We start from the raw sequence: 12,777 nt of genomic DNA on the forward strand, positions 1-12,777 counted from the left end.
CGTAGTGAAAAAAAGAAAAGTATCCGTCCATTTTTTAACAAATGATGAATTATAAAATTAAGTGCAACACCCAAAAGTGAACACAAAAAAGCCCATGACGCTTTCCTCGTGTAAAATGAAGTCACCACAACACACATTCAGACGGAGGAAATCGCATGAGCTACACCAATCTTACCACAACGGAACGCGTGAAAATAGAGACGTATCTGGAGCTTGGGATGTCCATCCGGTCCATCGCGAGACGGCTCGGGCGACAGCCCTCGACCGTCTCGCGGGAGATCAGACGGAACCCCGACTATGTGGCTGAACGTGCCCAGAAACGCTACGAGATGGCGAAGACCAACTGTGGCGCCAAGACGAAACTCGACGACACGATGCGCCGGACGATCGTCGAGAAGCTGCGTGCGACCTGGTCCCCGGAACAGATCGTGGGACGGCTCTTCAACGGAAAGCTCGCCTTCTCCACCATCTACCGTTGGATCTATGCGGGACGAATCGACGTGCCCCTGACCGTGCTCCGCCAGAAAGGGAAACGTCAAAAACCGACCGAGACGCGCGGACGCATCAACGTCGGACTCCCCATCTCGCAACGACCGCCAGAGGTCAAGGGGCGCCGGACGTTCGGGCACTGGGAGCTCGACACCGTCGTCTCCGGACGAGGGAAGTCGAAGGCGTGCGTCGCGACGTTCATCGAGCGGAAGAGCCGGTTCTATCTCGCCCTGCCGATCGCGGACCGCACCGCGGCCTCGATGGAGGGGGCGATTCATGCGGTGCACGGCGCCTTCCCGGATGGCACGTTCGAGACGGCGACGACGGACCGGGGCAAGAAGTTCAGTGGTCACGAGCGCATCCAGGCGTCGCTCGGCGTGCCGATGTATTTCGCCGACCCATACTCATCGTGGCAACGGGGGAGCAACGAGAACGCCAACGGGCTCCTCCGCGAGTTCTTCCCGAAAGGAACGGACTTCGCGCAGGTGGCGCACGACGAACTCGCGGACGCGCTCGCCAAGATTAACGGGCGACCGAGAAAATGCCTGAACTGGAAAACCGCACACGAGGTCTTCACCGAGGAAGTGTTGCGCTTAATTTGACAAACCGTCAATGAAAATAAACAGTTGGCTTAGTTGGACAAAAAAATGTGGGAAATACAGAACTGGTCTATCATTATCAACACTATACTTAAAGTTGCTGCCATTATGAGATCTCTGCAAAACAATGCTTTTGAAGGTGAAGTTTACTTCAATTTAGGAGAACTTCTAAGAGAAGTATCCAGACAATGTTTTTATATAAAAAATAGAGAGAAAGTTACCATTAGTGCAAACCTTTTCCTTTGAGTATTTCTGTATTAGATAAGACATAGTGAAAAATTGTAACACGCTGTGTATCTCTAATGGGTTGGTTTGACGGATCCTCAAAAATAGAACTTATCAATAACCGTTATGGTGAAATATAGAATTCGTATGGATTTAGAGCGAGAATACACGTATGCCAAATAGAATTAGGTATTGAGACTTTATTGGGTTACATAAAGGCGGTTTGAAGTTAGTGAAGGTGTTTTATAATTGATTATAATTAAAATCTGATAAAAGGGAGTTGATTTTTTTGAAAATAACTAAATTAATTGTTAATAACTTTCGTTCCTTTGGACCAAGTAATACTGAGATAGAATTAGAAAAATTGTCAGTTCTAGTTGGAGCAAATAGTAGTGGCAAAACTTCTGCCATCCAAGCTCTATTAAAAATTTTTAGCCCTTATCAAAGAGATCGATTAATAGAAAGGTCAGATTTCCATATACCTGCTAATGAAAATCCTTTAGATTATGATGAGGCTTCACTTTCTATAGAGGCTGTAATAGATTTTAACGAACTAGGAAATGATGCTGAGCAGGTAAGCACTGCTATTCCTCCGCATTTTAATCATATGGTTGCAGGTGAAGTTGATGGAAGTCCTTATGTACGTATAAGGCTAAAAGCTGAGTTATCAGAAGGTAATACTTTAGAAGGAAATATTGAGCAAGCATTATATTATGTCCTATCTCCATTAGGAACGAAAGCAGAGGATGAAGATTTACAGCCAGTTAAAGCTAGTGAGCGATCCCAAATTCAAATGATATATATACCTGCAACAAGAGACCCGGCCGTACAATTAAAAAATGCATCAGGATCTATCTTAGGGAGGATTTTAAAAGGAATTAACTGGCCTAAAGAAATTAATAGTGACATACAAGAAAAAATGAAGCAAGTTGATGGGATTTTTGATGAAGTAAATGGTGTTAAACGGTTAAGAGAAATACTTAATAGTCAATGGAGAAAATACCATAATGATTTTCGCTATCGTTCAACTATGGTGGCTTTCAACCATGCAGATTTAGACTCAATTCTAAAAAAGGTAGAGGTTTATTTTGAACCAACTGAAACAGGAAGCAAATATAAGGTGGATCAATTAGGTGATGGGCTACGCTCAATTTTTTACTTAACTATAGTAAATTCTTTTTTAGAAATTGAGAATGAGGCATTACAAGATGAAACTGAGGAAGATAAAAAAGTGTATAAACTTCAACCACCAGTGTTGACGTTACTAGCCGTAGAAGAGCCAGAAAATCATATTTCTCCGCACTTGCTTGGTCGAATAATGAAAACCTTAACTGACGTTTCTGAAAATGATAATGCACAAGTTTTAGTTGCTACCCACTCACCTTCGATGATTAAAAGAGTTGACCCAAAGTCAATTCTCCATTTTAGAATCGATCAAAAAGCAATAAGAACTATCGTAAATTCAATAATACTTCCTGAGAAAGATAAAGAAGATGAATATAAATATATAAAAGCTGCAATTATGGCATATCCAGAACTGTATTTTTCACAATTAGTTGTTTTAGGAGAAGGTGAAAGTGAAGAGATTATACTTCCAAAGATAATTAACCTTTTAGATACTGATTTAGATCAAAGCAATATTTCTATCGTTCCATTGGGCGGAAGACACGTAAATCATTTTTGGAAATTACTACATCAGTTGAATATCCCTTATTTAACTTTATTGGATTTAGATTTAGAACGAAATGGAGGTGGATGGGGTCGAATTAAATATGCATTACAGCAATTGATCGAAATAGGTTTTGATAAGCGTGAGTTACTATCTGTACAAAACGGAGTATTAAGTGATGATCAATTTTCTCAGATGCATACATGGTCTATAGAGAAGGTAGATGAGAGGGAAAATCTATATTCTTGGGTTGAATTTTTAGAGAGTTATGGGGTTTACTTTTCAGCTCCACTAGATATTGATTTCCTAATGATTGAAAGTTTTTTAGAGGCATATAAAAAGCTAGTTCCTATACATGGAGGCCCAAAGGGTGTAGATAAAGCGAAAGGTTCTATTGAATATTCTGATCGCTTGGAAAAGGGAGTCAGAGCAACCTTAAAAACCGAGGGAGGTTCTGGATTCACTTATTCAGAAGAACAGAAAGAATTAATGATTTGGTATGATTACTTTTTCTTAGGTAGAGGTAAACCAAGTACTCATATTATGGCATTAGAAAATATAGATTCCAACCTATTAAGTGAGCAATTGCCAATTCCACTACAAAAGTTAATGAAGGGAATTAAATCAATTATTGATGGTGATTTTTCTGAATAACTATGTAAAAAAAGAATCTTGGATTCCAAAAGACGATGTAGTTTTAGAAAGCGCTGCGCAAGATGTAGTAAAGTACGAGAAAAATGCTTATGTGTTAGCTGGTCCCGGAGCAGGAAAAACCGAATTGTTGGCACAGAAAGCTTGTTATTTGTTAGAAACAAACACGAGCACTTATCCTGCCAGAATACTTGCTATAAGTTTTAAGAAAGATGCAGCTAAGAATTTAAAAGAACGAGTTGAAAAACGATCAGGAAAAGAATTTGCAAATAGATTTGTGTCCTTAACATATGACTCATTTGCAAAACAACTGATGGATAGATTTCGTTTAGCTATACCTGAATTTTATAGACCAACTCCGGAGTATGAAATAGTTAATTTTAATAGAAGAGATGTAACCAAACTTAGAGAAGAAGCAGAAGAACCTAGTGAGGGCAATGGGTGGAATTACTACTTTGATTATGAACTTTTTGCTAAGACTTACGCCAATGATAGACTACCATTACAAACGGACAAAATAAATTCAATAGAATCATGGTATAAGTTTCAACTTTGGAAAAACTATATTAATGATAAAGAAAATTCAATGTTAACCTTCCCCATGATTTCAAGAATTGTTGAATACTTATTTAGGTCAAACCCCAAGATTTTAAGAGCAATCAGAGCTACATATAGTCATGTATTTTTAGATGAATTTCAGGACACAACATTAATTCAGTACGACTTAATTAGAACAATTTTTATGGATTCAACTGTTTCAGTGACCGCTGTGGGTGACCTTAAACAAAAGATTATGGGTTGGGCAGGTGCGATGGAGGGCGTATTTAATCAATTTAAGGAAGACTTTAAGGCTAAAGAATTTGAGATGGTTTTAAATCATAGGTCTGCTCCTAATTTAGTCCGAATTCAAACATCAATAATAAATGACATGATGGGTGGTTCAACAGTAATATCACCATCTGACAAATGGAAGAATGAGAAAGAGGGAATATGCGAAATATGGAACTTTGCCTATGCTTCTGAAGAAGCAAAAAAATTGGCAATAGAAATTAAAACGTGGATTGATCAAGAAAAACTTGAACGGAGAGATATAGGTATTTTAGTTAGACAACGGGCAGATATGTATTGTGACATGCTTATAGATGAATTAAGTAATTTAGGAATACACTCAAGGATAGAGGATCAATGGCAAGACTTACTATCGGAAAATTTTATGAAAAATATAATCGATGTATTTTTTTTAGCCACAACAGATCGTGATCCTAATGCTTGGTCTAGTTTAATATCGAATGTATTAAGTTTACGTGGCGATAATGAAACAGAATCTTATCAAGTAGAAAAAGAAATTAATAGTTTTATAGTTGAATTTAAAGGGACTCTAAAAGATGAGACAATAAAAGTGACCGAAAAAGTAGTAGAGCAATGGTTATTCAAAATTTTAACTTTGGTAGGATTAGAATTAATTAAAAGTAGCTATCCAGAGTATAGAAAAGGAGATTATTTAGAAAGAAAAGTAAAACAAACTGCGGAGTTTCTTTTTTATTCATATGAAAAACATAAGGTTTGGAATAAAGCAGTAGACGATTTTCTGGGGATTTATTCAATTCCGATTATGTCAATTCATAAAAGTAAAGGTCTTGAGTTTGAAACTGTGATTTTATTGGGACTAGAAGACGGAGCTTTTTGGAATTTTGAGAACTTCCCAGATGACGAAACATTTACTTTTTTTGTTGCAATGTCTAGAGCAAAAACTCGAATGATTTTTACCTTCTGTAAAAACCGTTTCTATGGACAAGATAGATCTAAGATAAATGTTATTTATCAAATGCTGGAGAATGCGGACGTTAAACAATTCGAATGGACTTAAATCTGTTGATTTTAAAATCAGATAGGTTACTAATAATAAATAAAGCATTGTTAAAAAATAAGTTTACCAATGCTTTATTTTGCCCATTAAAATTGTATAACTAATTAAATCAAGTTTTTTTGAAAGAACTCTGTAATGTCCTCAAATGGGATGATATCAGTCTTGTCATACAAATCTGTATGACTAGCATTCGGAATCACCGTCAATTCTTTATTATCACCTTTAAATTTATTAAACGCGTCTTGACTAAAGTATAAAGAATGAGCTTTCTCACCATGTATCAAGAGAACCGCATTACGAATTTCATTGCTATATTGTAATAGCGGCATGTTCATAAATGATAATGAGGTATTGATATTCCATCCATCATTAGAATTTAATGAGCGCTCATGATACCCACGACTTGTTTTATAATAATCGAAATAATCTTTTACGAACGATGGCGCATCTTCTGGAAGAGGGTCTACTACTCCACCGGCTCTTGCATGTATTTTGCAATACAAATGTGGTTCTTACGCAATGTTGGTGAGGTAATGATGCTGACATTATGGGAATAAAATCAAAAAGGATTGATTTCCATGAACGAGTTGGAGTTCTTAGATGATCGCCTGTGTGTCACGAGTGCTCACTCACACGATGGGGTGAGACACTGTGCCACTCGTCTCGTGTCCAGCGGTGCATTCTGTCCAGACTGTGGTCGGTTTTGTCACCGACGTCACAGTTTCACGACACGGCGGCTAAAAGACTTCTCAGGAATACATCAGGTTTTCCGTCTGAACATTCAAGTACCGAAATGGTTCTGCGACAACTCAATATGCCAACGTTCCATCTTTACAGAGCGATTGCCGTGGGCCATTTCTCATTCGCGGAGAACGCTCCGTACGGAGCGTGTGTTGTCCACTTTAATGTTGGCCATGAGTGCGAAGGAAGCCGAGCGTGTCACGACCGTCCTAGGTTTTCGAATCAGTCACGACACGCTACTTAGGGTGCTACGACGCGTTCCCGTCCCGAGCCCCTGTGCTGAGGTGATCGGCATTGATGACTCCGCCTTCAAAAAGGGTCACCGATACGGGACCATCATCTGTGACGCGACAACCCATCGTCCCATCGACCTGCTGCGGACCCGCAAAGCAGACACGTTGAAGGATTGGCTTGTGAATCTGGAGAAACGGCCTATCCGCGCATCGGTCGATCGATTCCCAGCCTATCAAGAGGCATTGCTCGACCAGGACATCGTAGTGGTGAGCGACCGCTTCCACCTCGTAGATAACCTATGGCGATGCCTCAATTCGATATGCCAGCGTGTCCTCCCCTCTCGAATCCCTGTAAATCCGAAAGGTGCCGTATCATACGGTTTGAAACCGCAACATCCGACTGGACCCGAGAACGAGACAAAACGACCGTTGGTCGAAAGGGTTCAAAGCATGCACCGCCAAGGGATGAGTCTGAATGCGATCGCCCAGATGCTCAGCTTGAATTGGAGGACCGTCAAAAAATACAGTGATCCGGCTTACGAACCCTCCCCGCCGAAACGACAAAGACCTCACTTGATCGATCGTTTCATGCCACAATTGAGGGAATGTGTCCGAAATCGATACACACTCCAGGAAACGGACGCTCATCTGAGACAATTAGGTTACAGAGGCTCGTTTGGCGCGGTCCGTCACCGTTCACGCGACGCTCGGAGTGAGGGTCTTCCCGAACCCCAGGTTTTCGTATCACGCAAGGATGCCTGTCGTCTACTCTGGCAATGGCCTGTCACTAGGCCGGATGACACCATCGATGTCTCGTACCTGTTGGTCCGTTACGAAGACCTCGCCATCCCGTTCTGTTTCATTCAAGGATTTCGGGAAGCTATTCGGGAACGGGACGCGGGATATCTCCTTTCGTTGATCACCAATCCACAAGTCACATCACATCCCGGACTGAAGCGTTTCGTGGGTCGCCTCAAACAAAATGTAGAGGTGATCCTGGCGGCCTGTCAGTTTGAAGAAAGCAATGGTTACGTGGAAGGAAACGTCAATCGTCTAAAGATGATGAAGCGACTCATGTACAGAAGGGGAAATTTTGACTTGCTCAGAATTCGGGTGCTTTGTCGAAATCCCGATCCGAGTTGTGCTCACTGATATTCCAAAAAAATGAGCGACCACCTTCGGGCGATTGCTCATCATCGTTCACCAACATTGCGTAAGAACCACATTTGTATTGCAAAATACAGGAGGGCCCGGATGATCGGATAGTAGGCGTCAACCACAGATTCACGGTTCCTTCTATCAGGCTTTCGATACCCGTTGAGATATTTGTTGACCGTCCTGCGGTCGACCCCCATTTCTCTAGCGATCTGGCTTTTATTGATTTTCATGTTCATCGTCTCCATCATGTCGTTGAATTTCTGTAGGTCCGTAAGTTCGTTCACCTCGAACGTCGTGTCTACGTTTAATTGAATTTGCATAGTCGTTCACCTCGTGAACAAGTATGCGAGAAGGAGACAAAATTGTACATTCTTATCCCATCACTTTAGGACACATTAAAAGTATCATTTATACGCGTGAACCCGTGGTCTTCTTTTGATCGATTCGACCGTTCGGTAACGCTCGAAGCTCGTGCCGCCTTTTTCTTTTGCCGGTCTAAGATGCTTTTATAGACGCTGATGGTAGGCTGCGACGCGACCTCGAGTAAGCTCTTGGCGGCCGCCTCCATCTGGTCGTTCGAATGTTCCTTGTTCAGGTTCCGAATGACCGCCAGGAAGCCAAGCGCCTTTTTCTCCACATTGTTCTCGAGAATGTACGTCACGAACTTCTCCATGTTGGTACCTACGGTACGCGCCCATGCTCGGTTGCTCTCCGGGTTGTGGTCGAGATAGAGGCGATGGTTGTCGGGCATATGGTCGGTGTTCGTCGAGTACTGTCCGATTGCGCCCTTCAGGCGCGTATGGGAGGCGATTCTGACGTCCTTGAAATAGATCTCGATTAAGTTCGCCGTCAGGCGCACATCGACGTCTTCGCGGGTATAATCATAAGGGACGGAATAAAACATGCGTTCAACTTGGATGTGGTAGTTCAGTTGTACTTTCGCGGTTCGCCATTCCGTCATCTTGAAGCGTGTTTTCGGTAAGGGGCGCAAGGTCGCGCTCTCCTCTTCCGTGAACACGCTTTTTCTTGAACCGCTTCTTTTTTGGAACTCCTGGGTGTGCATCTCCTCGAGCCTCGAATGGATTTCCTTGTTCAGGTCTTCGATGTGGAAGCACTGGTAATTCCGTAACGCCGCGATGATCTGAGGTGAAAGGAAGCCACCCGCGCCCTCGGCGCTCGGCTTGTCTTTCGGTTTGCGGATACGGCTAGGCACGACGACCGTCCGATAATGGTCCGCCAGCTCACGGTAAGCCTCATTCACCTGTGAGTCGCCTCGACGATGCTTCGTGATTCCGGTCTTGAGGTTGTCCGGGACCAGCGTCTCGGTGACGCCGCCGAAGTATTCAAAGGCGTGTACGTGCGCAGTCAGCCATGATCGCGACTTCATGTCGAGGAAGGCCTCGGCGTAAAAATATTGGCTGTACGGAAGCGCAGCGACAAAGACATAGGCCTCAATCTCCTCGCCGGCGGCACTGTCCATGATTTTCAGCGTCGCTCCGGCCCAGTCGACCTCCAAGACCTCGCCCGGCTTACGACGGATGGGCATGGTCAGCTTGTACTTCTTTGCGTATGATCCATACTTCTCTGTGAAGGAGCGATAGGCATACGGGATTCTACCTGCGTCTCTCGCCATGCTGCAGTATTCATGGTGAAGCAGCTTCAATGTCACGTTCTTCTTCTGTAGCTCCTTATGGATCATCTCAAAATCGACAGGGTGGTAACCCTTTTTTATCGGTTCACGCTCAGGGAACAAGAACTCATACAGCCTTTTTTTGTCATCCTGTCTTCTAAGCTGTCGATGCCACGTTCAGTGGCGCGTTGAATCACATCGCTCACCGTGTTCCTCGAATGTCCCGTGCTCGCACTGATCGCGCGTTGACTGATCCCATCAAAATGAAGTTCCAGTATCTTACGACCATCTATCAAAACAGAACCCCCATACTTCAATGTCATGCCGACGGCATGCATCTCAAGTATAGGGGAGAAAAGGCATCAAGAGTATAAGTGGAATAGTGTCCGCACTGAGTGGATCAGTTGTCCGCACTCGGTGGCTCAGAAGAATGCACAAGTGGCTCATTTTAAATGCAATAATCAATGGGGGTCGCCTTACTCATTGCGATGCTGACGACGACCGAGATCATGTGGCAAAACGTCTCTGAACGAAAACCACAACTCGCCGTCTTGAAAGCGCTCGGTTGGCAGAATACGTCCATCCGTCGTCTCGTCTTGACAGAAGGTGCATTGACCGGATTCTTCGCCGGACTACTCGGTGTGACCTTCACCATCGTTATCGTCACCATCATGTATCAACAGTTCCCGACTTCAGAGCTACCATTCTTGTTTGCGACCATTCTCATCCCGGTCGTAACAGGGGTCTTAGGTGCACTGCTTCCGGCCGAACGCGCTGTCCGAATCACACCGGCTGAAGCAATTGGTGGGCACGTCGTCAACCAAAAACAAGTCGAGAAACGCTTCCGCTTCGTCCTCGGGACGACGGCGACTGCACTCGTCGTCGGAATCATCAGCTTGTTCGTCTTCACGTCACCAGAAGTCAAGCCGGTCACGGAAGAGGCGAAAGCGACACCAGCACCGACTGCGCAGACGACGGGTGCGAAACAGGCTGATTTTAAATCAGATAAACCAAAAGTAGCCAAAGCCACAACACCAAAAGAAGATGATCTTCAAAAAATCATGAACCTCGGCACGTTTCAAACGTTTATTGGAGATCCACAAATGAAAAAACGTGAATTCCAAGTGGGTGAACCTGTTTACGCTTCTCCGGACGGAACCGAACCGGAAGATGGCAAACGATTCGTCAGCCTACCGATCTCGTTGTACAATGAACCAGATCAGTATGAGGGCACTATGGATTATCGTCCAAACGGTTTCCGCCTGTACACGCCAGATGGGACGGAGTACAGTCCGGTCGACATGGTCAACCACAATAAGAAAGCATTTCGGGGTGGCTTCATTTACACACCAGGTGAGAAATCCGAAATTGATTTAGTCTTCCTTGTTCCAGAGAAAGAGAAGACGCTCGTCTTGTATGCGTCAAGCGGGGCGATGCCGAAAGTGTATACCGTCAAAATTGATGTTCCGTAAACGAAACAACGTCGCCCTGATTCGAGGCGACGTTGTTTTTATTCGGCTTCTTCCACGATTTCGACACGTACTCCCGTGTCCCCGACTTTCCCTAAATCTTCTACGGTCGGGTCTTCATACGCCAGGACATGAAACTCCTGCTCGATTGTGCGGATGACATAATGCGAGAGCGTCCCCCGCTCGCTGTTCACTCGATTTGTTCCCATCCCTTCATGTACGTATGACATGAAACGGGACGTCGTCAGCTTCACGATTGGGTGGTCGTTCCATAATCCTTCTTCCTTCAGACCGTGCTCTTCAAGTGTTCCAAGAAAGAGCGCATACTGTTCGAACCGAATCCGGATACGGTCGCGCTCAGCGTCCCATGTGAGAAGCATTGTCGGGTCCGAAGCTCCAAAGAACGTCCACTCTAGAGGATAATACGCCTCATTCTTCATTTGAAAGGATTCCGTGTCGAGTACGTAGCGCTCGGTCGACATCAAGTAGTGTAAGTCTAGATTCATGAATGATCCCCCCCTAGAACATACAATGTCTCCTTATATGACTTCCACGTCTTTACGTGATTCCTCATCGATTTCTACAAATTCTGCTTCGATGATTTCAAGATTCTCACGCTTTACTGCTTCCACACTTTCAACAAACTCCGCTTCCGTCATGTTGATCCCTTCTTCAAGCGCATGCATGAGACGATTGCCCATCTTTGTCATCGATGAGTACGTGATTCCTCCTGAAATGACACCACCTGCGAGTGGGATCATCTTCGAAATCCCTTTTGCGAACGTGTCTCTCGTCATCTTCACCCCGATCATCGCTGACATTTTCTTGATGATTGGATAGTACACCGTTTTCATCAATGCTTTGTTCGGGATTTTTTTCAAAGCTTCTTTCGATAGTTGTGCGGACAATGCTTTGATGGTAGCCGTCGCGCCGCCCACGCCGAACATGACACCTAAAAAGAGAATCAATTCTCCATTCACACGTTCGACATCTAGTTCCCCGTCTTCCCAAAAGTCATCGTACCCATATAAATATCCGATTTCTTGCGCTAAACGAAGTGCGAAACCGAAGAATTGCGCCGTATCGGCCGGAATCGTTGCTGCGAGACCGATGCCTCCTGGTAGACCGGCCGCAAACGACACACTCGAACTCTTCATCGTTTGATTGGCAATATTACGCTTCGCTACCTTTCTGATCACTGAAAGAGGAACATTCGCCTCAAGCGGTCCTTTCTCAACAACTTCTGCCAACTGATTCGCCGGTACGTGCTTACTGAAACTTTGTGCTAAAAACTCTTTACGGTCTACTTTCACCCCAGGTAATTTCACAGCATTTGTCATCAATACTTCAAACACTTCTGACCCGTTCGCCATAACCTGCACCTCAACCTTCTTATGTATCTCATTCCAAAATCTAGTTTCAGTATATACGGTTCCTCACACGAATTGTAAAATATTTTCCTATTACCGATATATTTTATATTCAGGGTTGCAAAAATAAAAAAAGGGAGCATCCGAACGGATCCTCCACTTTCCTCAATAAAAGATATACCATAGCGCCGCTGCCACTAAGAACAGCCCGGCCCCGATGAACAAAATTTTTGCCAATCGTTCGTATACCATGTCTTCACCTCACCAATGCCGCGCCGACGACGAGGGAGACCCCAATCGACAGCAAGAATGCCAACAACCCGACGGCGATATTCCCTTGTTGAATCTCATCGTTCACCTTCAGTGTCGGTGTCAAAAATTCAAACAACCAGTATGTCGCGAGGAGTAAAATGAATCCAAAACCACCCCCGACGAAGATGTCGATTGTGCTATCATGATGGCTCTCGACGACCCGGAAGATGTTGGCGAGACCGACAATCTTCCCGCCTGTCGCCAAGGCGACGGCAATATTTCCTTTTTGAATCTCACGCCAGTTGCTGTACGGCGTTGTCACCTCGAAGATGGCAAGACCGACGACAATCATCAGTCCCGCCATCGAATAGAGGCCGAACGATTCCAGCATGACGGCAAACGTAATCGTACCCATTCCCGACTC

At 44.2% G+C, this 12,777-nt stretch carries 10 protein-coding genes; 5 read left to right on the forward strand and 5 right to left on the reverse strand.

Translation table 11 applies throughout. From position 1 onward, the window contains the following. Nucleotides 1-155 precede the first annotated feature (155 nt). From KNP62_RS09300 to KNP62_RS09315, 4 genes are all read left to right on the forward strand, one after another. A complete protein-coding gene (locus tag KNP62_RS09300; protein ID WP_214785321.1) occupies nucleotides 156-1,091 on the forward strand; it encodes an IS30 family transposase in 936 nt (311 codons plus the stop codon). 511 nt (nucleotides 1,092-1,602) lie between these two features. Further along, a complete protein-coding gene (locus tag KNP62_RS09305; RefSeq protein WP_214785322.1) occupies nucleotides 1,603-3,636 on the forward strand; it encodes an ATP-dependent nuclease in 2,034 nt (677 codons plus the stop codon). Then, on the forward strand, nucleotides 3,617-5,500 hold the full coding sequence (locus tag KNP62_RS09310) for a UvrD-helicase domain-containing protein (protein WP_214785323.1): 1,884 nt from the start codon (nucleotides 3,617-3,619) through the stop codon (nucleotides 5,498-5,500). The genes KNP62_RS09305 and KNP62_RS09310 overlap by 20 nt, the downstream gene beginning before the upstream one ends. 578 nt (nucleotides 5,501-6,078) lie before the next feature. Continuing rightward, complete coding sequence (locus KNP62_RS09315) at nucleotides 6,079-7,626, forward strand: ISL3 family transposase (RefSeq protein ID WP_214785324.1); 1,548 nt, start codon at nucleotides 6,079-6,081, stop codon at nucleotides 7,624-7,626. 41 nt (nucleotides 7,627-7,667) lie between these two features. Here KNP62_RS09315 and KNP62_RS09320 read toward each other — a convergent pair whose 3' ends face one another. Continuing rightward, entirely contained in the window at nucleotides 7,668-7,952 is a 285-nt protein-coding gene (locus KNP62_RS09320) for a helix-turn-helix domain-containing protein (protein WP_214785325.1), read from the reverse strand. A 65-nt stretch (nucleotides 7,953-8,017) separates the two neighbouring features. Next, nucleotides 8,018-9,385 carry an IS21 family transposase gene (gene istA / locus KNP62_RS09325; RefSeq protein ID WP_251125653.1) on the reverse strand — a complete coding sequence of 456 codons (1,368 nt, stop codon included), beginning with the start codon at nucleotides 9,383-9,385 and terminating at the stop codon, nucleotides 8,018-8,020. Between the two features lie 341 nt (nucleotides 9,386-9,726). On the opposite strand from istA, the gene KNP62_RS09330 reads away from it, so the two are divergent. Further along, entirely contained in the window at nucleotides 9,727-10,734 is a 1,008-nt protein-coding gene (locus tag KNP62_RS09330; protein WP_251125654.1) for an FtsX-like permease family protein, read from the forward strand. A gap of 38 nt (nucleotides 10,735-10,772) precedes the next feature. On the opposite strand, the gene KNP62_RS09335 is transcribed toward KNP62_RS09330, so the two are convergent. From KNP62_RS09335 to KNP62_RS09345, 3 genes are all read right to left on the reverse strand, one after another. Beyond that, on the reverse strand, nucleotides 10,773-11,237 hold the full coding sequence (locus KNP62_RS09335) for a hypothetical protein (RefSeq protein ID WP_214785326.1): 465 nt from the start codon (nucleotides 11,235-11,237) through the stop codon (nucleotides 10,773-10,775). A 33-nt stretch (nucleotides 11,238-11,270) separates the two neighbouring features. Then, entirely contained in the window at nucleotides 11,271-12,104 is an 834-nt protein-coding gene (locus tag KNP62_RS09340) for an EcsC family protein (protein WP_214785327.1), read from the reverse strand. Between the two features lie 253 nt (nucleotides 12,105-12,357). Next, the gene (locus tag KNP62_RS09345) at nucleotides 12,358-12,768 is read right to left on the reverse strand and encodes a DUF350 domain-containing protein (RefSeq protein ID WP_031421322.1); all 411 of its coding nucleotides are present in this window, start codon (nucleotides 12,766-12,768) and stop codon (nucleotides 12,358-12,360) included. Nucleotides 12,769-12,777: the final 9 nt, after the last annotated feature.

Source organism: Exiguobacterium sp. s183 (genome assembly GCF_018617655.1).
GTDB classification, from domain to species: domain Bacteria; phylum Bacillota; class Bacilli; order Exiguobacteriales; family Exiguobacteriaceae; genus Exiguobacterium; species Exiguobacterium aestuarii_A.